This window comes from Mesorhizobium newzealandense (genome assembly GCF_042682145.1).
Taxonomy (GTDB): Bacteria; Pseudomonadota; Alphaproteobacteria; order Rhizobiales; family Rhizobiaceae; genus Mesorhizobium; species Mesorhizobium newzealandense.
Window position 1 is genome coordinate 12,511 of the sequence record NZ_JBHUGZ010000008.1, and the last position, 21,037, is coordinate 33,547.

Here is a 21,037-nt window from a genome sequence, read left to right on the forward strand (position 1 = left end):
GATCGGGCGACAGCCGTCGTTCGGCGACTAGTCGCAGGATCCGGGCGAACTGTTGCCTCCTCGTCGCGGCGACCTCGGCCATTGGGAAAAGCGGGCGTTCAATACCTCCGTCTATGCTTCCTGAGTGAACGACTTAGGAAGACTGGCTAAATGGCAAATGCGGGCTCGCCGCAGGCTGTGGACATTCTAGCAGTCAGGGACTTTCGCGTACCGCCGTCCCACCGGCAGCGGTAAAGCGGAAACACAATTTCTAGATCCACGATACGACGGGATAGGCAAGCCTATCTGTTTGATAGCGTAGCCTTTTTAGTCACTAGGTGCGACTTTTCGGAAGCGATCTACTTGCTGAAGCCGCTGACACGGTGATGCCGATGCCTGGCGCTTAGGCAGACATTGGATCAGGCACACAACGCATAACCACCCTCTAGAGGAGTTTTCTCATGCTACCTCTGCTGCAGGCATTCAATCGAATTGCTGCCCAGCGCGGCTATGGATTGCGCCCGGAATTTCTGCGGATGGCAGGGGAGGGAACGCCCGGACGGACTATCTCGATTCAAACAGAACTCGCTGCGCTGTCTGGCGATAACCGCGCTCCTGTCGCACCGAGGGATGCTTCGAGCGGAGAGGAAATTGCGGCATGCGAGCTTGGTCTCGCATTGCGCAACTCGACCGAACGTTTCAGGACGTCCTTGCATCCACATTACCAGCCGGAGCTCCACCACATGCGCTGCCCGGGGCCTGCCTGCGGAGGCTGTGCAGGTATGGTCGACGCGCGATGCGTATCGCAAAAACTGCACGGCGAACATCGGCAATGACGCAGCACCTTCTCGATCCTGGAGCTACTTCCAGCGCTGCGGCGAGCGGCGACCTTCGATCTCCAGTTTCGGCCCCTTTGCCGCTCCTGGCGCCAGTGACCTCGAACGAAATCGTACCGCCGACGCGGCGTCGGAGCTTCAAGCGTGTCCTTGCCGCCGTTGCGCTTTTGGCGGGCACAATTGCCGGCACCTACTACGGCTACGATTATTGGACGACAGGCCAATATCTGGAGTCGACCGACGACGCTTTTGTGAAGGCCGATTCGACAACGATCGCACCGAAGGTCTCAGGTTACGTCGCCGAGGTGCTGGTCCGCGACAACCAGCAGGTTACGGTGGGACAGGTGCTGGCACGCATCGACGACCGCGACTTCCGCGCCGCGCTCGACCAGGCCGAGGCCGACATGCGGGCCGCCGAGGCGACCGTCCGCAATCTCGACGCACAGATCGTGCTGCAGCGGGCGCTGATCGACCAGGCGAAGGCAACGGTCGCTGCAACTCAGGCCTCGCTGAGGTTCGCCACGGCCGACGCCGACCGTTACGCCACGCTGGCCAGGAGTGGCACTGGCACAGCCCAGAAGGCCGATGCCAGCCGCGCCGAGGCGGACCAGCTAGCCGCCGGTCTGGCGCGCGACCAAGCTTCGGTCGTTGCGGCTGAGATCAGGATTGATGTTCTCGCTACAGAACGCGACAAGGCGCTTGCGCTGGTGGACCGGGCGCAGGCCGCCGGCGAGCAGGCCAGGCTCAATCTTTCCTATGCGACCATCAGTGCGCCAGTCGACGGTACCGTCGGCGCGCGCGCGCTGAGGGTTGGCCAGTATGTCGGGGCCGGCACTCAGCTGATGGCGGTGGTGCCGCAGAATGCCATTTATGTGGTCGCCAACTTCAAGGAGACACAGCTCACATATGTTCGCGACGGCCAACCGGTACGTGTTTCCGTCGACGGCTTCCCTGGCGTCGAGCTTGAGGGCCACGTCGACAGCCTGTCACCGGCAAGCGGCCTCGAGTTCGCGCTGCTGCCGCCCGACAACGCGACCGGCAATTTCACCAAGATCGTGCAGCGCATCCCGGTGAAGATAGCGATCGACGACCACGAGCTCGGTGGCCTGCTAAGGGCTGGCATGTCGGTCGAGCCGACCATCGACACCAAGGCAACGGTGCTTGCCGCGAATGGCAGGTCCGCACAGTCCAATACGCTCTCCCTCAATTGGAACGCCGAGGCCGCGACGGGGCGCGCCGAGTAGGAATTCGCGGGCATTTAGGCTCGTCTCCCTGCACGCTAGGAGTGGCAGCCGTGACAAGCATCGTGTCGTCGATCCCAACTCCGGCTCGAACCGCCCGGAACGAGACCGAAACCGCTGGCACCGCCGCCTCGCCGCGGGTTTGGGTGGCGGTGGTCGGCTCCACCCTCGGTGCCTTCATGGCTGTGCTGAACATTCAGATCGTCAATGCCTCGCTGGCCGACATCCAGGGCGCCATCGGAGCCGGCATCGACGATGGCGGCTGGATCTCGACCGCCTATCTCATCGCGGAGATCGTCGTAATCCCGCTGACAGGATGGCTGTCCCAGGTCTTCTCGCTGCGGAACTACCTCATCGCCAACGCACTACTATTCCTCGCCTTTTCAGTGGCTTGTGCCTTTGCCGCCAACCTCGGGCAGATGATCGTCTTGAGGGCCATCCAAGGTTTCACTGGCGGCGTGCTTATCCCGATGGCCTTCACCATCGTCATCACACTGCTTCCCAAGGCCAGGCAGCCGATCGGACTGGCGCTCTTCGCAATGTCAGCAACGTTCGCGCCAGCGATCGGCCCGACAATCGGCGGCTATCTCACCGAGAACTGGGGCTGGCAGTATATCTTCTACGTCAACCTGGTGCCCGGCGCGCTGATGGTCGGCATGCTGTGGTTCTCGCTCGACCGCCAGCCGATGCGGCTCGCCTTGCTCGGCAAGGGCGACTGGTCCGGCATCGTGACCATGGCCGTCGGGCTCGCCGCGCTGCAGACGGTGCTCGAGGAAGGCAACAAGGAGGACTGGTTCGGCTCGCCTTTCATCCTGCGGCTGGCGATCGTCGCGGCCGTGTCGCTCTCGCTATTCGTCTGGATCGAACTCACCTCGAGCCATCCGCTGCTCAACCTGAGGCTGCTCGTGCGTCGCAATTTCGGCTTCGGCATCCTGGCCAATTTCATGCTGGGAACAGCACTCTACGGGTCGGTCTTCATCCTGCCAGTCTATCTCGCGCGCATCCAAGGTTACAATGCCGAGCAGATCGGCATGGTGCTCGCATGGACCGGCCTGCCGCAGCTCGTGCTGATCCCGCTGGTTCCTTATCTGATGCAGCGCTTCGACGTGCGCCTTGTGATTGTGACCGGCTTTGCACTCTTCGCCGCCTCGAATTTCATGAACGTGCACATGACCGCCGGCTATGCCAGCGACCAATTGTTCTGGCCGAACATTGTGCGGGCCATCGGCCAGGCACTGGTTTTCGCACCGCTCTCGGCGATCGCCGTATCAGGCATCGAGCAGGAGAACGCCGGCTCAGCATCGGCTTTGTTCAACATGATCCGCAACCTAGGCGGCGCCGTCGGCATCGCGCTGCTGCAGACCTTCCTCACCAAGCGCGAGCAGTACCATTCGAACGTGCTGGTGCAGTCGGTCTCACTGTTTGAAGAGGCAACGCGTTCCCGCATCGAGAGGCTCACCGCCTACTTCCTGTCGCGTGGCGTTAGCGACCACGCGCTCGCCGCGCACAAAGGGGTGATTGCGATTGCACTGAGAGTCCGACAGCAGGCCTACATTATGGCTTTCAGCGACACGTTCTTCCTGCTTGGGATTGCCTTGGTGATCGCGCTCGCAGCCACTCTGCTCCTGAAGAAACCCGGCCGAATCGAAGCCGGCGGCGCGCACTGAGCGACTCGGCCAACGCGATCAGTCAGACTAGTGACGGCCGACACGGCTACGCATGAAGTCTCCGACTGTCGCGAGATTAGCTCTTGATGATGCATATCCTCCAAGGTTGGTGATTGTGACCTATCACCATTCGAGAGGGACCCCACCTGTTCAATCGACCAGCGCGCCGATAAGAGCCATCAGAACGCTATGCCGATAAGAGCCATCAGAACGCTATGTTGAGGGCGCGCGTGAAGTCGACTGCATCAAGGCCGTGGGCGGCTTATACCGCGGAACAGGATGTCCCACGCGCTGGTGTAGCGCCGACAGGCAAGAGGCACAGCCGCCGTTAGCTTGGATTGAGCGGCCTTCTGATGTTTGCGCGGGGTCACCCAAGCTCGCGAAGGGTCTGCCATAGACCTTTGCATGGCATGACCGACGCTTCCGTTCGATGGTCGCGCAGGCTGGGGCGGCGCAATCTCCTCAGCAGACGCCGATCGGCCGTCCATGGAGGCACGTGCCAATCCACGGGGGCCAGCGGTGGAGGCGGCCGATATGGCCGTGGGAAAGGCGATCAACAGGAGACAAACATGAGCACACACATGAGCCTGGACGACATTTCACACTCCGGTCGACCGGGGCCTGACGAGCTGGTTCCGTCGCGCTACGCACTCAAGGTCGGCGAGATTGACGTGTTGATTGTCAGCGATGGAATACTACCAATTCCATCCCAGACTATGGCATACAATGTCGACCCGGCCGTCCGGGCAGCCTGGCTGGAGGACGAGTTCCTGTCGCCGGAGATGCTCGAGTGGCCGCTGAACGTGGTCGTGGTGCGCAGCGGCGGCCAGACCATTCTCGTCGACGCTGGGCTAGGGGCGGACCCGGACTTGCACTTGCCCCGGGCCGGCCAGTTGATTCATCGACTTGAGGCCGCCGGCATCGATCTCGCATCAGTGACTGACGTCGTGCTGACCCACATGCACATGGACCACATTGGCGGGCTGCTCGTCGACGGAGTGAAGGAGCGGCTGCGTCCGGACCTGCGGATTCACGTGGCAGCCGCTGAGCTCAAGTTTTGGGAGTCCCCCGATTTCTCTCGCGTCTCCATGCCACAGGGGTTCCCGGACGCGCTTCGGCGTGCTGCCAAGCGGTTCGTGCAGGACTACCGCAGCCAGCTACGCACGTTCGAGGACGAGCACGAGGTGGCGCCAGGCGTAGTCGTCCGCCGCACCGGCGGCCACACCCCCGGGCACAGCGTGGTCCGCCTGGCGTCCGGCGGCGACCGGCTGACGTTCGCCGGGGACCTCGTATTCCAGGTCGGGTTCGACCATCCCGACTGGCACAATGGCTTCGAACACGACCCCGAGGAGGCGGCCCGCGTCCGCGTCAGTCTTATGCGGGAGCTCGCGGCGAACCGCGAGCCGCTGGTGGCCACTCACCTGCCGTTCCCGTCCCTCTGCCATGTGGCGGTGGACGGCGACGCTTTTCGTTGTGTGCCGGCCGTCTGGGACTACTGACCGCTCGCTAGGCTAAGACCGAACCAGCCTAGATGACGTCACCGTCGAGAAACATAGCGCCATGATCGTCTGTTCGTGGAATGTGTTGACCGATCAGGATGTCCGCTCCGCCGTCACGGCGGGGCGGCCGCACTCGACCGGCCGGGTCTATGGCCGTCTCGGCTGCAACCCCAAAGGCGGCCGCTGCGCGCTCACCATCCGCCGCGTCATGGACGAGGCGCTCGGGCACCGCCCGTCTGCATCGTGCAGAGGCTGCGCGCGGTCCTCGCAATCCTGATTCGTCTGCCGCCGGCCGACCTTCTGGGAGTACTGAGCGCTTTTTGATTAGGACTAGCGAGGTGGGGGGCAGGAACCTGGCGCGCCCGGCACGACGTCTCGGAAACCTGACTGCGATGTTTATGCTGATTGCCAGGCCGCTCGTCTTCGGGATCGCCCTCGTGTTGGCTGGTCAGGCACAGGCGCAGGCGCCGGTCACAGCGCGGCTTTCCTTGGGCTATGCAGACCTATACCGAAGCATAGGTTGGGCATCGAAACCTCTCTGCTCGATCGCACTTTGGCGTAGTAGCGCTGCCGCTCCTAATTCCGCTATCTAAGTTCCGACGGTGACGTCACACGTTGGTGGGGCATGTACGGGACTATCTGTCGCTCAATCGGTTCCAAGCGGCAGGCATCAAACCCAGGTCATGGTTGACGTGTGGCGGACACGCGGTTGATAATATTCTATGTAAACGAAGCCAATTTCGTATCCAGCAGATCTCCCTGAGGCGAGGATCATGGGCGCGCTAGATTCAGCACCCGGAGGATTTTCAGGAAGCGAAGGCAGCCCCATAGCGATTCTCGTTGATGATGACACAGAGGTCCGCGACTCCCTCGAGGAGTTGCTGAATTCGGTCGGCATTGAGTCGATATCGTTCTCTTCGACCCAGGAAGTGCTGGATGCAGAGCTTCCCGATCGCCCGGCTTGCCTGGTTCTCGATGTACGTATGCCGGGTCTGAGCGGCCTCGATCTTCAACATCTCCTACTGACAAAGGGCATACAGACGCCGGTTGTGTTCCTGACGGGCCACGGCGACATCGCCATGAGCGTGCAGGCGATGAAAGCGGGAGCGGTTGACTTCCTGACCAAGCCTGTGCGCGACCAGACCTTCCTCGACGCAATATCGGCAGCCGTCAATGCCGATATTGCCCGAAGAGCCGCGGCGACCGTATCGCGCAAGACCATGGCGCTTTACGAGACGCTCACTCCCCGCGAGCGTGAGGTGCTTAGGTTTGTAGTCTCCGGGGCGATGAACAAGCAGATCGCCTTCGATCTTGGCATCAGCGAAATCACCGTGAAGCTCCATCGGAGCAACATGATGAAGAAGATGAATGCAAGGTCCCTCACGCATCTGTTGAGTGCTTGCCAGTCTCTGCCGGCTGAGATGCGCTGAACGCCGCTTGAGATGCGGCTCTCGCTGTAGGGAGGATATGGGCGAAGCGAGGCGCAGTGGTCCGCGGGGGTTGATGCCGAAACCGGCGCATAGGCGGTTTCGGGAGGGTCTGAAATGGAACTGACGTCAATGACACAACGCCGCGCCGTGGCTGCGGCGATCGGCGCTGCGACAGTCTCACTTGCATTGTTTGCCGGCGAGCCTTCCGGCCTGCTGGTCGCCATTGCAGTTATATGCATCTGCGTGGGATGGAAGGCGGGATTGGCGGCGATTGTCGCAGGTAGTCTGCTTTCATCTGTGATGTTTCCGCCATATGGGGCCGAGGATGGCGCCGTCAGGTTGGTGGCGTTTGTTGCCGCCGCTTTTGGCCTCTGGCTGGTAGTGAACATATTCAGAAGAATGAGCTTTTTTGACCAGGCCAATCGGCGAGCCGGACCTAGTGTCGCCGATATTCCGGGCCTCGGCTGGTCCGCCAATCCGGACGGGCGCCTTCGGTTCCCCAATGCTGCAGCCCTCGAGTACGTTGGCGTCTCCGCCGAAGAAATGCGCGAGATCATGGATGCCGACGACTTTTCCTGGTGGCTGAGATTTGTCCATCCCGAGGATGTCGAGACGAGTATGGCGCAATGGCGCCACAGCCTAGAGACGGGCGAGCCGATGATCGAAGAGCAGCGTTTGCGCCGGTTCGACGGCACCTATCGATGGTTTCGCGATACGGGTGTTGCCTCGCGCGATGAGCGGGGGCGAATTATCGGCTGGTATGGCCATACCGAAGACATCGACGACCGGCGCAAGGCGGAAGCCGCGCTGCGCCAGAGCGAGAGGGAGCTCAGGCTTTTGGTCGATACGGTTCCAACCATGATCTGGCTCATGACGCCGGCGGGATTACCGTACTATTTCAACAAACGTTTCGTCGATTGGGCGGGTATCGACTCGACCAAGGTGGAACCGCGTGGCACGCGCCAATTCGCCTCGCATGTGGAGTTGTTCCATCCAGATGACCGGGCGGCCGTCAAGGCCGTGTTCCAGAAGTCCTTTGCCCGTGGAGAGCCACTCCAGCACAAAGGTAGGCTGTGCCGGAAGGATGGCGAATATCGCTGGATCGATTCGCGCTTCGAACCGCTACGCGACGAAGACGGCACCATTCTTCGATGGTACGGCGTCAACTTCGACATCGACGATGAGGTCCGCGCTCAGGAATCCCTGCGTCTTGCGGACGAGCGGCTCGCGCGCGCCTTGCGCGCCGCCAGCCTGTCCGAACTGTCGGTGTCCATTGCGCACGAGCTCAACCAGCCACTGCAGGCGGTCGTGTCCAACGCCGGCGCGTTCCAGAGATGGCTGAACGCCGATCCGCCAAACTTCGATCACGCCAGTCGGGTCGCCCAGAAAATCATCAAAAACGCCGACGCGGCGGCGCAGGTGATCAGCCGCATCCGGGCGCTGTTCAGCAAGACTGAAGGCGAACCGCACGCGATCGATCTGAACGCCGTGATCCGTGAAGTATGTGATCTGCTGGGTGACAGGCTCGCATCGAGCAGCGTCAAGCTGGATCTTCACCTCGATCCCCACCTTCCTGAGGTGGCTGCCGATCGCGTTCAGATGGAACAGGTCGTCCTCAACCTCGTCCGCAATGGCATCGAAGCGATGCATGACGTCGCCACTAACGTGCGAAGCCTGCGGATCGTGTCGCGGCGTCAGATTGACGGTACAGTCGAGGTCGAAGTGCGAGATCGCGGCCGCGGGCTTAGCAATCCGGAACTGATTTTCGAGGCGTTCTACACAACCAAGCCGGACGGAATGGGAATGGGCCTGGCAATCTGCCGATCGATTGTCGAGGCACACTGCGGACGGCTTTGGGCCGAAAATGTCGAGACAGGGGGGGCCTCGATAACCTTCAGCCTCCCCACCAGCGCTGCCAACTCGGCCAAGACACCTAACGCTGCGACAGTTAGCGACGGAGTGGGTGCTTTCAGAGGCTGATCCGGGAATCGGCCATCGACTGCCCGATCTCGATGAGCGTGTTGGCCATGATGTACAAAATTCCGAAGACCATGGCGACGCCCAGCACTGCTGGGAGATCGGCGCTGGCAAAAGCCTGGACTGTGTAAAGACCCAGACCAGGCCATCCGAAGACGCGCTCGACAATCAACAAATTGCCGAAGAGAAGGCGGATCTGCAGGCCGAGCATGGACAGTGGGGCCGTGGCAGCATTGCGCAAACCGTGGTGCAATAGCACCTTTACTTCGCTGAGACCCTTGCCGCGTGCTGTCCGAACATACGCCTGACTCATAACGTCGTGAAGCGCTCCGTTCAGGCTTCGCCCAACAGCTACGCCGATGGGCAACGCCAGTGCAAGCGCCGGCAAGATCATGTGCAGCAGCGCGTCGGCGCTGACCTCGGGCCGGCCGGCCAGTATTCCATCAATGAGGTTGAATCCCGTAGGGCCTGCGAAGTCGCGGTTGGTAAGCCGCCCCGCTCCGGGAAGCCAATCGAGCCGGAACCAGAAAAAGTAGGTGAGAAGTAAGGCCGACAGAAAGATCGGGGTGGAGCCCACCCCCACCATAGCGAGCCTTATGCCGGCCGATCTCGGAATCAGGAACTGAAGTGCCGCCATGACGCCGGCCAGCGCCACTCCCACACCGATGGACGTCAGTCCGAGTTCAAGCGTGGCGGGAAGGTATTGCCGTATGTCGTCAGACACCGGCCGCCGGGTTCTTACCGACGTCCCCAGATCCCCATGCGCGAGGCGCAATAGAAAGCGCCCGTACTGAACGACAGCCGGGTCGTCCAATCCGAGCTGCTTGCGCATCGCTTCGACGGTTTCTGGCGGAGCGCTCGGCCCGGCAATGGCTCGCGCTGGATCGGCGGGTATGATGCTTTGGAGACCGAAAACGATGAAGCTCATCACGAGGAGAACGACAACGGCGCCGACGATGCTTTTGGTGAGATATGCCAGCATCTAGGTCCCCCTCAGCGCGGCGCGAATGCCGTCGCCCGCAAGGTTGGCGAGGAGGCAGAGGAGAAAGATGATCGCGGCCGGCAGGATCGGCAGCCACCAATGGACGGTGAGACTGTCGAGGGTGCGTGACGTCATCGCTCCGAGTTCAGGCGCCGGTGCAGGCAGTCCAAGGCCAAGGAACGACATCAGCGACAACGTCATGATGATGTTGGCGACATCCAATGACGCCCCGATGACCAACGCCGGGACCACACCCGGCAACAAGTAACGCAACAGCAGGCGCGGACCGCGGACCCCTGCAATACGCGCTGCCTCGACATGAGGACGGGCCTTGAGGCGACGAATTTCATCACGGGATATGCGCGCGTACCAGGGCCACCAGAAAATCGCGAGCGCGATCATCGTGTTGACGAGCCCGGGGCCAAGCGAAGCCACGACAGCCAGCGCGATGAGCGTTGCTGGAAGGACTAAGAACAAGTCGACGATCCGCTCGATGACCAGATCGACCTTGTCGCCCATGAGGCCCGAAATCAGTCCGAGCAGAGAGCCCAAAGTGAGACTGAAACCGATAACAGCAAGCCCTGGCAGCCACGTATATCGAACGCCGAGGATCACCCGCGAGAACAGGTCGCGGCCGATCTCGTCGGTGCCGAACCAATGTTCGGCCGAAGGCGGCAGGTAGGCCCCGGCGACGCGCAGTTGTGGATCGAACGGCGTGATCCAGGGCGCCAGCACGGCCACAAGGGTGACGACAGGTACGCCGACAATGCCGATGCTTTCAAGCCGACCGGCACGCCGGAAGAAATCACGCCAGTTGAACCGAGGTCGCGCAGGCAGGGTCTCCGGGCTCGGCCTGCCAGTCATCGTCCGCCTCCCGCCTGCAGGCTAGGCATCGCCTCGATGAGGGAGCGCGTGTAGGCGGACTGTGGCGCGGCAATGATGGCATCTGGATCGGCAACCTCGACCAACTCGCCGTCCTTCAGCACCGCGACACGGTCGGCGATGATCCTGGCTGCCGCCAGGTCGTGGGTCACGAACAGCATCGCCATGTCGAGCCGCCGCCGAAGGTCGCTAAGAAGGTTCAATGTGGTGGCCGCCAGCGACACGTCCATGGCGCTGATCGGTTCATCGCAGAGCAGAAGCCTTGGGGGGACGATTACCGCGCGAGCTAAAACGGCGCGCTGGCATTGCCCGACCGACATCTCGGCCGGCAGCGCGTCCATCAGGACCGGATCGAGCCCGACCAGCTTTATTGCCTCACCGACGCGGCGTCGGCCGTAGTCACTGTCCAGCGAAATGGTCCTCAGGCGCTCGCCGATCTGCTCGCCGATCGTGAGCCAGGGAGTCAGCGCCGCCACGGGGTCTTGGAACACGACTTGCGGAGGAAGCTTGTCGAAGCGCGTAACAGTGCCGCTGTCCGGTGCCACGAGCCCGGCAGCAATCCTCAGAAGGGTAGACTTGCCCGCGCCACTCTCGCCCACCAGCGCCACGCACTCGCCAAGCTTGATCGAGAGGTTGACCGACCTGAGAGCGGGGCGCGGTTGACGACGTCCCCAAAACGATCGGGCGCCTGTCGGATATGTTTTTCCGACGTTAGACAACCTCAAGGCCGCGGTTTGCTGGATCGCCTGGGCCGGCCATGGTTCCGCACCAGCGCGCTGCGCCGAGAGAGATGGGGTTTGCTCCTGGTAAAGGCAGGCGACCGCGCCACCGTGGACGGGAGCAGGCGCCAGCGGTGGGCGGATCGCCGTGCAATCTGGCTGGGCGATCGGGCAACGTGTCGCGTAGGCGCAGGCGTTCTCTGAATTTATGGAGGGCGTGCGCTCGGAGGGAAGCGTGGGAAGCGGGCGCCGTCGATCAGAGTCCAGATCGAATCGAGCGGCGAGCAGGCCGGCGGAATAGGGGTGCGCGGCATTGCGGGCCACGTCCTGTATGCGGCCCATCTCAACGATGCGTCCGGCGTAGAGAACCAGGACGCGGTCGGCCAGTGAGGCCGCCACAGCCAGATCGTGAGTGACGAACAGAATTGCCGTCTCCTGCTCGCGGGCCAGATCGCGCAACAGGTCAAGGATCTGCGCCTGCATGGTGACATCGAGCGCGGTGGTCGGTTCATCGGCGATGAGCACCTTCGGTCTTGCCATCATTGCCATGGCGATCAGCACGCGTTGACGCTGCCCCCCCGACAGGCGATGCGGAAGCGCATCGGCGATGCGGTCCGGGTCAGGCACGCCGGTTCTGCTGAGCCAGTCTTCGATCGATCCCTCGGCGCCCCCAGTGGATTCTCGCATCTGGCGGCGGATCGTCATCGTGGGGTTGAGTGCGCCCATCGGATCTTGCGAGATGGCACGGACGAGTTGGCGGCGGGCCAACCGCCAGGTGCGCCGTCCCGCGCCGACAAGCTCGATCCCTGCAAGCCGGATTGAGCCTGCAACCTGCGGCAGGTATTCGCGCGGCAGGAGCCCCTGAAGCGTCAGCCCGATGCTTGTCTTGCCAGATCCGCTTTCCCCGACCAGCGCGATGATCTCGCCCGGAAACATGTCGAAACTGATGCCATCGAGGACGCGGGAAGGACGGCCTTCGCGGCTGAGGAAGACGGAGAGGTCTTTGACGGCGAGAACGGACTCGGTCACAGGTTCGGACATTCGGTGCGAAAGCTTGATCATTTGCGGTGCGAGCCTGACCTGCTTCCGGAACGAACCGGACGGCCGGAGTTCAGTGTCCCCAGCGAACCGTGCTGAAGTCGATGTTGCCGGGTGGGTACACGGGACGAAGTCCAAGGTCCTTCAGACCCTTCGCGTGGACAACCACATCGTTGACGTCGACAAGCGGGATCACGACGCCGGCATCGAAATACATCTGCCCCGCTCTCTCGTAGAGAGCGTCGCGTTCCTTGACGTCGGTCAACGTCCCGGCCTGATCCACGATGGCATCGGCTTCCGGCACGACTCGGCCAAAAAAGTTGAGGGGACCGCCTTTTGTGAAGAACACCTTGGCCTGGCTCTCCGGATGAGCGGCATCCGGGCCCGCGATCGTGAGCAGCAAATCGGGAGGGTTTGGGTCGTCTTTCAAGGTGTAAGCAGCGCCGGAAGGCAGCACGTAAGCCGTTGCCTTTACGCCGATCAACGCCAGTTGCGCTATCATCAGGTCGGCGATGCGGCTGTAGCTCGGGGCCGCGCTATGGAGGCCAATGACCAAATTGACCGCGCCATGTTTGGCGATCGCGGCTTTCGCTGCCTCGAAGTCGGTCGGAAACCGGATCGGATTCATTGGGTCGAGCATCACGTTCGGATACACCGACCTTGACAGGCTTGCGAACTCTCCAAAGGCGTCTTTGACCCACAGCGCCGGGTTGATTGCTGTCAAAACGGCCTTGCGGACCTCCGCGTCGTCGAGCGGCGAGTTCGGCTTAACGAAGAGATCGTACGGTATCATGCTCGGGGCCGCGGTGACCTCCAGACCCCCCGGCAGGCTGGTGAGTTGCGCGAACGGATAGTTGATCGGCACGGCATCGATCACACCCGCCTGCAATTGAAGTATCTGCTGGCTGATATCGGGCACGACCGAAATCTGGATCTGCCGGAAGAACGGTCTGTCACCCCAGTAGTCGTCGTTGCGCTCGAGCACATAGCGCTGACCGCGTTTGAATTCAGCCAGTTTGAATGGACCAGTACCGACCGCGTGCTCATTGAGCCAGGTCTTCGCGAAGTCGCCGTTGTCATGCTCGGCGAGCGCTACGGGACTGATGATCTTGGGCCCCCACGGACTGGAAAGGGCATCGAGGAGCGAAGGCTGAGGATGGCCCAGCGTGAGCACGACCGTCGAACCGTCGGGCGCCCTCATGTCCTTCACGTTGGCCAGGGAGTAGCTCAGGCTCAGCCCACGATCGCGGCGCCTTTCGAACGAGTTTATGACCGCTGCCGCATTGAATGGCGTGCCATCATGGAACTTGACGCCTTCGACCAGGTGGAATGTGTAAGTCAGCCCGTCGTCCGAGATATCCCAACTCCTGGCGAGCCGACCAACGATCCTGGTCGAACCCGGATGGTATTCGACAAGGCCTTCGTAGACGTTGTTGATCGCGCTCATCGCGCCGGTTTCAAACCCGTTGTCCGGATCGAATGTGCCGACATCGGCCACATACGGAATGCGCAATACCTCCTGAGCGAACGCCGGCGCCGCCCAAAACAGCAAACCGAGCGCGAGTCCCAGCATGCGGAGGCCAAAGCTAGGTCTGGAGGATTGTCTGGCCGGACGAGAGTAGGACGTCTGCATCAATTGTCCCTGTTGGCCTAGTCTTTCGGCGAGGGGACTGCGGCAAGCCATACGCACTCAAATCCTTAGCCGAAGAGGGCATCTCAGGCCCTTGTTCAACTCGGCATCCGCCGATTCCGTCGAGACTTTCCTTCGTCGCTCGACATCGGCGCAGTCAGCCAGACATACACTGCCTGGTTGCACCATACGTCAGCCCACCGATCGCAGTCTATGAGACTCGAGCAGAGGATACCCTATCCTCAGGCATAGATTGTCTGAAACGCGGACGCCGGCTCAGCAAAGTTCGAGCGAACCGAATGAGATCGCTGACAGCACTGCGGCCGACATCAATTCTCATCCGACCTTGCGGCATTGTGTTGAGGATATATCCACCCTGTCGCCCAGAGTAGCCTTCACACACTGAGGCATCGGTCCAAGGCTTGCTTTGATCAGCATCTCCATCCACTGGGCGCATCCTGCCAAGACCGTGGCATCGCATAGCAGATACTCTTGCAGAATTGGTTCGCGGGAGGAGCCGGCGCATTCTGTTTCCCGCAGCCGCAATCCTCATGGAGGGTTCAATGTACGATCTCGCGGGAATGCCGTGGCGCCGCAGACCCCTTGCCGTGCCAGGTTTCGTAGCCCGGACCGCTATGGGGATGTCAATAGCCACACAGTTGGCATCTGGGGTTCGCGAATTCATCGCACCCCGCTACAGGCCCGAGCTCCACCATATGCGGGGCCCGGGGCCAGCCTGCGCGCGTCGCGCGATCAAGGTTGAATCGAGGCAAGTCCAGCCGGCAGGCTGCCAACAACGGCACGATACGGCCTGGCACAGATACCTTGGAGGCAGCCAATGAACTGTATCCACTGCGGCTCTACTTTTCACCGGCGACCGTACCATTATTACTTCTGCTCGCAAATGTGCTGGGAGGTCGCCAAGAGAGACACACCTTGGAGGATCCTGTCGGATGGCTTCGGCCCGTTCACGTCGCCTGTTAAGTCCACCATTTCTGCTCGGTATCCTCGACTCCTGGTCGGGCCATTGCACACGACGCCCTGACAGGGTGGAAGTACCCGTGGGTTTGTTGCAGCAATATGCACTGTAAGGAGGTGCAGTCGCCGGTCGTACTAGAAAGGAAGGAAGGCTACGTCATTCAATTCACTGGCGAGCAATTCACTGGCGAGGCTACCAAGATAAGCGGGTGAAGAACTCGCCCGATGGCGAATACCATTGGTAAGCGCATCAGGCGGGCGTTAATGCTGGCCATACGATTTGTCTCTTCGTGCCGCCGAAGGGCTTTTAGATATACGCGCCGCGCTGAACTCAACAAACAGCTTACGAGTGTCCAGAGAGGCGAGGCCACGTCGATCGGCACCTCGCGCTCCAGGGGCCGCCAAACACTACGGTGCCAAGCTGCAGCCACCGATGGTTGTCTCCAGCTGGCACGCCTCCTGAAGAGATACGCCCGACGCCGCTGCTTTTGACCCTGTTCTGGCAATGGCCGGTGAAAGGGCCTGCTCCAAGGCAGCGCGCTGCTCTCACGAGTGAATGCGCATTCCTATGCCCCGGCGCGTGCGTGCCATCCCCGCGACCAACTGCCCTAGCCCTTTGCATCGCCCAACAGATGCCTGCGTAGAATAGTCTAGTGCATCGGACTGTCCCATTCTTCTACAGCCTGCCTCGATATCAGTAATTCGAAATGGTTATGGCACATATGAACTAAAAGGAGAAGAATATGACAAGTGAAGTACCAAGCAATTGGTTGGAATGGACCAACCTCATTCTGGGCGCATGCCTGGCCTGCGCTGCCTTCATGTTCGCCGGACTACCCCTCGCGGTTTGGAACGCGGGGATCGTGGGTGCGCTGATTGTATGCTGTTCTGCTGTGGCGCTCTACCGCTACGGAGCTTGGACTGAATGGTCCAATCTCACCTTGGGGTGCTGGGCAGTGGTTGCTCCATTCCTGCTCGGATTCGGGTCGGCGCAGGGACCGATGTGGACGCACGTTATGATCGGCCTTTGCGTTGCGACCATCGCTGCCATGCAGCTTATAGCAAGTCGCAAGTCCGCAGGTGCCCTCAAGCACTAAGTCCGAAGCCCGCAGATGATGTGGTCCAAACGTGACCACCGGGGACGGACTCGCGGAGTTGCTGCCGCGGCCGTCCCCGGGAAACGGTCTGGCTGAAATGATGGACTCGAAGCCACCGCATCGTGGCCGTAGGGCCTCCCATGTTAGTTGGCGGAGCTGCGCGTCCACTGATTGCTGCAAATGGGTCCTGCTGCCGAAGTATCGGAAGTCCTAGACGATCGGACGATGCTACCTAGCCCTGCACCTGATCGACCCGTAGCCCTTTTCAGGCCATGCGACGTTTGGAGACCTGCTGTGCAAGATCGGCCGGAGGACGAGATGTCCGAAATACCGGCCACCAAAAGCTTCGCCGACGCAACCGAGACGGCTGCCCCTCGCGTTGAGGTTTCGCCCTGAGGCCTACGTCATGGCCTTCTGTGTTGCGCTAGGGATCGCGTTGGCAACCACGCTGCTGCTCGAGAAGCCCGGCGATCTCCGATGCGGCGGCCGCCACTGAGCTGCGCCGACCAAACCGATCAAAGGGCTGGACACGACTGAGCGGACGCGGAAAAGTTTGCACTCTACCGTGAGATGAGCACGGGAATCCGCACTCTCGCCAACAGGGAGCGGGGTGTACCCGCTCCGGTCGTTTAGGGGGGCGTCACTCCGGAGGTTAGGTGGGCATGCCACTCAGTTCGTCTCGCCTCATGGATTTCCATGAGGTGCGGCTGGCGCATGGTGGGACTACGGTGGGGCGTGAGTTCGCAAGCCCAGATCCAGACACCTAGCACAAGTGCTATACGCAGCACTGACAGTTCCGATGCTTTGCTTGTCCTGGAGGAGCAGCCAATGATGCACGTCTGGTCGCATCGCCCCCAATTCTCGTACCTGGGGCTTTTTTTTGCGGCATATGTCCTGGGCTGCGGATTCGCTCAGTTGCTTGCAATCGTGCCTGGAACAGGTATTTCCATCTGGCCCCCGAGCGGGCTTTTCATCGCTACGCTTGTCCTCGCCTCCAGGCCCAGCTGGCCGTGGTGGGTGGCGGCGGGCTGTCTGGCCGAACTGTTCAGCAATTTCCTGTGGTTCCACAGTCCGCTGCCTGCGGCCGTCCTGATCTATGCCGGCAACGCGCTTGAAGCTGTGGTCGGGGCATGGCTCGTGAACCTGACCTGCAGGCGCCCGGTGCGGCTGGAAACCTTGCAGGAAGTTCTCGCATTCGTGGTATTGGCCGCCGGAATCGCGCCTATCGCAAGCGCGACGGTCGGAAGTGCCACCCTTGCGTGGTTTGGTATGCAATCTCAAACTTTCACGGCGGCTTGGCCGCTATTCTGGATCGGCGATGCCACAGGGGTCCTGATCGTTGCGCCGCTGGCGCTGGTCGTGTTCCAGAACTGGCGTGACGTGACTCAGCTCTCGAGGGAGCGTTGGATGGAAGTCTGCATCCTGGGGCTGATCTTTCTTGGCGTCGCAACTCTTTCACTCAGCGGTTACCTGCCCTTCGCCTACATAATCATGCCGCCTCTGCTCTGGGCCGCAGTGCGTTTCGAGTTCAAAGGCGCCGCCGTCGCCTTGATCCTCCTTGCGCTGATCACGGCGGTATTCACGATATCCGGTGCCAGCCAATTTGCCGGCGATCCCGAATCTCTGAAGCAAAAGCACATCATGCTGCAGTTGTTTCTGGCCATTTCAGCGTTCTCGGCGCTCATCGTTGCCGCCATTTCCCAGCAGCATCAGGTGGCGTTGCGCACATTGCGCCAAAGCGAACGCCAACTTCAGCGGATGATCGATGCACTCCCAGTCCGCGTTTGGAGCGCTACGTCAACGGGCCAGCCGTTGTACTTCAACAAGCGATACCAGGACCATTTCCGCGCCGTTATCCCGACGTTCGATCCTCTCCAGCCCTCGCGTATCGAGACATTGGTGCAGGAACTGACCCATCCGGAGGACACTCCCGAGGTGCAGCGGACGCTGTGGAACTGCTTCGCAACCGGCAACGCTTCCACGATGCGGTTTCGTTGGCGCGAGAAGGACGGTGACTACCGGTGGGCGGAATGCCGGGTAGAACCACGGTGTGACGAGGACGGAACGGTTGCCGAATGGTACGGCGTTTCCCTCGACATCGACGACGAGGTGCGCGCGCAGGCGGCGTTGCGTGAGCGTGAGCGAGAGCTGTCACTGCTAGTCGACATGGTCCCCGTTAACATTGGCCGCATGGCGCCTGACGGCGAGCCGACCTTCTTCAGCAAGCGTACGCTAGAATCTATCGGCCTGGATGACGTCGCGGCTTTGGATAGGCCAGGGATGAGCCGCGTGGCGGCGATGATAGGGGCAACCGTCCATCCGGAGGATGGACCCCGTATGAGGGAGGTACTTGGCCACGCCCTCGTAACCGGCGAACCCTATATCATGAAGTATCGCCGACGCCGCGCAGACGGCGTGTATCGCTGGATGGAGGGCCGCGCGGAGCCGCTGCGGAATCAAACGGGAACGATCGTGCAATGGTACGTGGCTGCCATGGACATCGACGATGAGGTGCGCGCGCAGGAGGCATTGCGCGACCGGGAGCGGGAACTCGCGCAACTCGTGGATATGGTTCCGAGCATGCTTTGGCGGCTGAGTTCGGAGGGCGAGCCGACCTTCTTCAACAAGCGCCTAATGAATTTTCTAGGCCTGGACATAGGAGATGCAGACAAGTCGGGCATGACCCGGCTGGCGGCTGTCATAGAGACGGCGGTCCATCCCGACGATGCTGCAGGCCTGGCGGAAGCGCTCAACCATTGCTTCGTCACGGGCGAGCGCTTCTCCAAGAAGTATCGCCTGCGGCGTGCGGATGGCGTCTACCGCTGGGTCGAAGGCAGCGCGGAGCCGCTGAGAGATGAGAGCGGGCGGATCGTCGAGTGGTACGGGCTCTCGCATGACATCGACGATCAACTGCTCGTCGAGGAGGCGCTGCGACGCAGCGAGCGGCAGCTGCAGCAGCTCATCGACACTGTGCCAGTTCAGATGTGGTGTGTAACGCCTGGCGGCGAGCCAGCATACATCAACAAGACCATGGTGGACTATATCGGTCTGAAGCTTGAAGATTTTGATGCTCAGGGCGGATTGCCGAGTGCTATTCAAACCATCGTCCATCCGGATGACAGGGCCGCGTTGCAGGGCGCCTTGACCCATTCCTTCAGCACGGGTGAACCGTTCGAGCTGAAGTTTCGCAACCGTCGATGGGATGGCTCATACCGTTGGACAGAGGGCCACGCGGATCCACTCCGCGATGAGAGCGGTCGCATTATCCGGTGGTACGGCGCCAACGTTGATATCCACGATCATGTGACTTCTCAGGAGGCGCTGCGCGAGAGAGAACGCTTCCTCTGGCAGCTTGTCGAAACGCTGCCGGCGATGATCGATTGCGCCGCGCCGGATGGCGAGCCAGTTTATCGCAGCCAGCAGCTCCGCGAGTTTCTCGGATACAATCTCGAAGAATTGGACGGGACAGGAAAGTCCCGGCTGGTCGGCACACTCGACGCCGGCGTTCATCCCGACGATGTGGCGGGCGTCAAGGAGAGATATGCCCATTCGCTGTCCACCGGTGAGCCTTACGCGCGGAGGCATCGTCTGCGGCGTTTCGATGGCGAATATCGCTGGGTCGAGACACGCGCCGCGCCGATGCGCAACGCCGAAGGCGCTATTGTGCAGTGGAACGTGATCTGCCTGGACATCGACGGTGAGGTTCGGGTGCAGGAACAACTGCGTCTTGCCCAGGAGAACCTTGCGCGTCAGACCCAGGCGGCAAGCCTGGCCGAGCTCTCCGCGTCGATCGCCCACGAGGTCAACCAGCCCTTGGCGGCCGTGGTGGCAAACTCGCATGCATGCCAGCGTTGGCTCACGGCCACCCCCCCCAAATATCGAGCGCGCACAGAAAACGGTGGAGCGCGTCATTCGGGACGCCAACGCAGCGGCGGATGTCGTCAGCCACATCCGCGCCTTGTTCAAACAATCCGTAGAAACTCAGCGGACCGACACAACGCTGTCTAGCGTCATTGCCGAGGCGCTGGATCTCATGGCGGAGGAGGCGGGGCGGCATCGTGTCCGCATCGATACGGACCTAGAACGCGATCTTCCGCTTCTGCTGCTCGATCGCGTCCAGATCCAGCAGGTCCTGGTCAATCTCATGCGCAACGGCATGGATGCGATGGACTCTGTTCCGGGCAACAGAGTCCTTGGGGTGCGTGTGCGCCGACTGGGCGATGTGGTCCAGGCGGAGATCAGCGATCGTGGGCAGGGCGTCGAGTTTCCGGAAAGAATATTCGAGCCCTTCTTCACCACGAAAGGGCACGGGATGGGCATGGGGCTGGCGATCTGCCGTTCGATTGTCGAGTCGCACGGCGGCCGGCTGTGGGTGGAGGCGAACGAACCGCACGGAACGACGTTCCTATTCACGTTGCCGGTTACAGCGAAAGCGGCGCCATGACGACGGAAGACCATATTGTCTACATCGTCGATGACGATGAACGCATTCGCGAGGCACTCGGCGAACTCCTGGCGTCACACGACATGCACGCTATCGCGTTCGCATCGGCCGGCGACTATGTCGGCATGGACAAGCCGGACGTGCCGGCCTGCCTCATCCTCGATGTCGAATTGCCGGATATCAACGGCCTCGATCTGCAGAGGCAGATCGCCGAGGGGGATCATCCGCCGATCGTTTTCATAACGGGGCACGGCGACATCCCGTCATCCGTGCGTGCGATCAAGCGCGGTGCCGTGGACTTCCTGACCAAGCCTTTCAGTGATGCGGACCTCATGGCCGCAATCCATGCGGCGATTGCCCAGGATCAGGCAAGCAGGTCAGAGCGCGCCGAGCTTGGCGTGCTGAGGCAACGCTATCTCGACCTGACGCCGCGCGAACGCGACGTGCTGCCGCTGGTGGTGAGTGGGTTGCTCAATAAGCAGGCCGCCGCCGAACTGGGGATCAGCGAGGTCACGCTGGAAATCCATAGAAGGAACGTCATGCAGAAAATGGTGGCGGCGTCGCTCGCCGATCTCGTGCGTATCGCGGAGCGATTGGAAATTCCGATCACCCACTCGCGCCGGGCGGGAAGGAGCTGA

Annotated in this window: 11 protein-coding genes and 1 pseudogene; 8 read left to right on the forward strand and 4 right to left on the reverse strand. The window is 61.5% G+C overall.

All coding sequences use genetic code 11. From position 1 onward, the window contains the following. Nucleotides 1-811 precede the first annotated feature (811 nt). From ACFSOZ_RS13090 to ACFSOZ_RS13110, 5 genes are all read left to right on the forward strand, one after another. Complete coding sequence (locus ACFSOZ_RS13090; RefSeq protein WP_379098243.1) at nucleotides 812-2,059, forward strand: HlyD family secretion protein; 1,248 nt, start codon at nucleotides 812-814, stop codon at nucleotides 2,057-2,059. Nucleotides 2,060-2,130: 71 nt separating this feature from the next. Then, entirely contained in the window at nucleotides 2,131-3,723 is a 1,593-nt protein-coding gene (locus ACFSOZ_RS13095) for an MDR family MFS transporter (protein WP_465264460.1), read from the forward strand. Between the two features lie 569 nt (nucleotides 3,724-4,292). Further along, entirely contained in the window at nucleotides 4,293-5,222 is a 930-nt protein-coding gene (locus ACFSOZ_RS13100) for an MBL fold metallo-hydrolase (protein ID WP_379098246.1), read from the forward strand. A gap of 773 nt (nucleotides 5,223-5,995) precedes the next feature. Then, on the forward strand, nucleotides 5,996-6,652 hold the full coding sequence (locus tag ACFSOZ_RS13105; protein ID WP_379098249.1) for a response regulator transcription factor: 657 nt from the start codon (nucleotides 5,996-5,998) through the stop codon (nucleotides 6,650-6,652). Nucleotides 6,653-6,766: 114 nt separating this feature from the next. Beyond that, nucleotides 6,767-8,632, forward strand: coding sequence for a PAS domain-containing sensor histidine kinase (locus tag ACFSOZ_RS13110; protein WP_379098252.1), 1,866 nt, complete (start codon nucleotides 6,767-6,769; stop codon nucleotides 8,630-8,632). Here ACFSOZ_RS13110 and ACFSOZ_RS13115 read toward each other — a convergent pair. The 4 genes from ACFSOZ_RS13115 to ACFSOZ_RS13130 all read right to left on the reverse strand — a co-directional run bounded on the left by ACFSOZ_RS13115 (nucleotide 8,622) and on the right by ACFSOZ_RS13130 (nucleotide 13,823). Continuing rightward, the gene (locus tag ACFSOZ_RS13115) at nucleotides 8,622-9,611 is read right to left on the reverse strand and encodes an ABC transporter permease (protein ID WP_379098255.1); all 990 of its coding nucleotides are present in this window, start codon (nucleotides 9,609-9,611) and stop codon (nucleotides 8,622-8,624) included. The genes ACFSOZ_RS13110 and ACFSOZ_RS13115 overlap by 11 nt on opposite strands. Continuing rightward, nucleotides 9,612-10,352 (reverse strand): ABC transporter permease, encoded by a 741-nt coding sequence (locus tag ACFSOZ_RS13120; protein WP_379098258.1) that lies wholly within the window; start codon nucleotides 10,350-10,352, stop codon nucleotides 9,612-9,614. Nucleotides 10,353-10,471: 119 nt separating this feature from the next. Then, nucleotides 10,472-12,274, reverse strand: a complete 1,803-nt coding sequence (locus ACFSOZ_RS13125) for an oligopeptide/dipeptide ABC transporter ATP-binding protein (protein WP_379098261.1) — start codon at nucleotides 12,272-12,274, stop codon at nucleotides 10,472-10,474. Between the two features lie 49 nt (nucleotides 12,275-12,323). Beyond that, nucleotides 12,324-13,823, reverse strand: a complete 1,500-nt coding sequence (locus ACFSOZ_RS13130) for an ABC transporter substrate-binding protein (protein ID WP_379098263.1) — start codon at nucleotides 13,821-13,823, stop codon at nucleotides 12,324-12,326. 1,856 nt (nucleotides 13,824-15,679) lie between these two features. On the opposite strand from ACFSOZ_RS13130, the gene ACFSOZ_RS13135 reads away from it, so the two are divergent. From ACFSOZ_RS13135 to ACFSOZ_RS13145, 3 genes and pseudogenes are all read left to right on the forward strand, one after another. Continuing rightward, nucleotides 15,680-15,955, forward strand: coding sequence for an SPW repeat protein (locus ACFSOZ_RS13135; protein WP_379098809.1), 276 nt, complete (start codon nucleotides 15,680-15,682; stop codon nucleotides 15,953-15,955). A gap of 828 nt (nucleotides 15,956-16,783) precedes the next feature. Beyond that, nucleotides 16,784-20,399 (forward strand): annotated as a pseudogene (locus ACFSOZ_RS13140) (PAS domain-containing protein). Beyond that, complete coding sequence (locus ACFSOZ_RS13145) at nucleotides 20,396-21,037, forward strand: response regulator transcription factor (RefSeq protein ID WP_379098265.1); 642 nt, start codon at nucleotides 20,396-20,398, stop codon at nucleotides 21,035-21,037. Before ACFSOZ_RS13140 ends, ACFSOZ_RS13145 begins: the two are co-directional and overlap by 4 nt.

What these genes read in the sequence shown, in the direction of transcription:
- ACFSOZ_RS13090 (WP_379098243.1), top strand. Translation starts at nt 812, where the DNA reads ATGACGCAGCACCTTCTCGATCCTGGAGCTACTTCCAGCGCTGCGGCG.
- ACFSOZ_RS13100 (WP_379098246.1), top strand. Translation starts at nt 4,293, where the DNA reads ATGAGCACACACATGAGCCTGGACGACATTTCACACTCCGGTCGACCG.
- ACFSOZ_RS13105 (WP_379098249.1), top strand. Translation starts at nt 5,996, where the DNA reads ATGGGCGCGCTAGATTCAGCACCCGGAGGATTTTCAGGAAGCGAAGGC.
- ACFSOZ_RS13110 (WP_379098252.1), top strand. Translation starts at nt 6,767, where the DNA reads ATGGAACTGACGTCAATGACACAACGCCGCGCCGTGGCTGCGGCGATC.
- ACFSOZ_RS13115 (WP_379098255.1), bottom strand. Translation starts at nt 9,611, where the DNA reads ATGCTGGCATATCTCACCAAAAGCATCGTCGGCGCCGTTGTCGTTCTC.
- ACFSOZ_RS13125 (WP_379098261.1), bottom strand. Translation starts at nt 12,274, where the DNA reads ATGATCAAGCTTTCGCACCGAATGTCCGAACCTGTGACCGAGTCCGTT.
- ACFSOZ_RS13130 (WP_379098263.1), bottom strand. Translation starts at nt 13,823, where the DNA reads ATGCTGGGACTCGCGCTCGGTTTGCTGTTTTGGGCGGCGCCGGCGTTC.
- ACFSOZ_RS13135 (WP_379098809.1), top strand. Translation starts at nt 15,680, where the DNA reads ATGTTCGCCGGACTACCCCTCGCGGTTTGGAACGCGGGGATCGTGGGT.
- ACFSOZ_RS13145 (WP_379098265.1), top strand. Translation starts at nt 20,396, where the DNA reads ATGACGACGGAAGACCATATTGTCTACATCGTCGATGACGATGAACGC.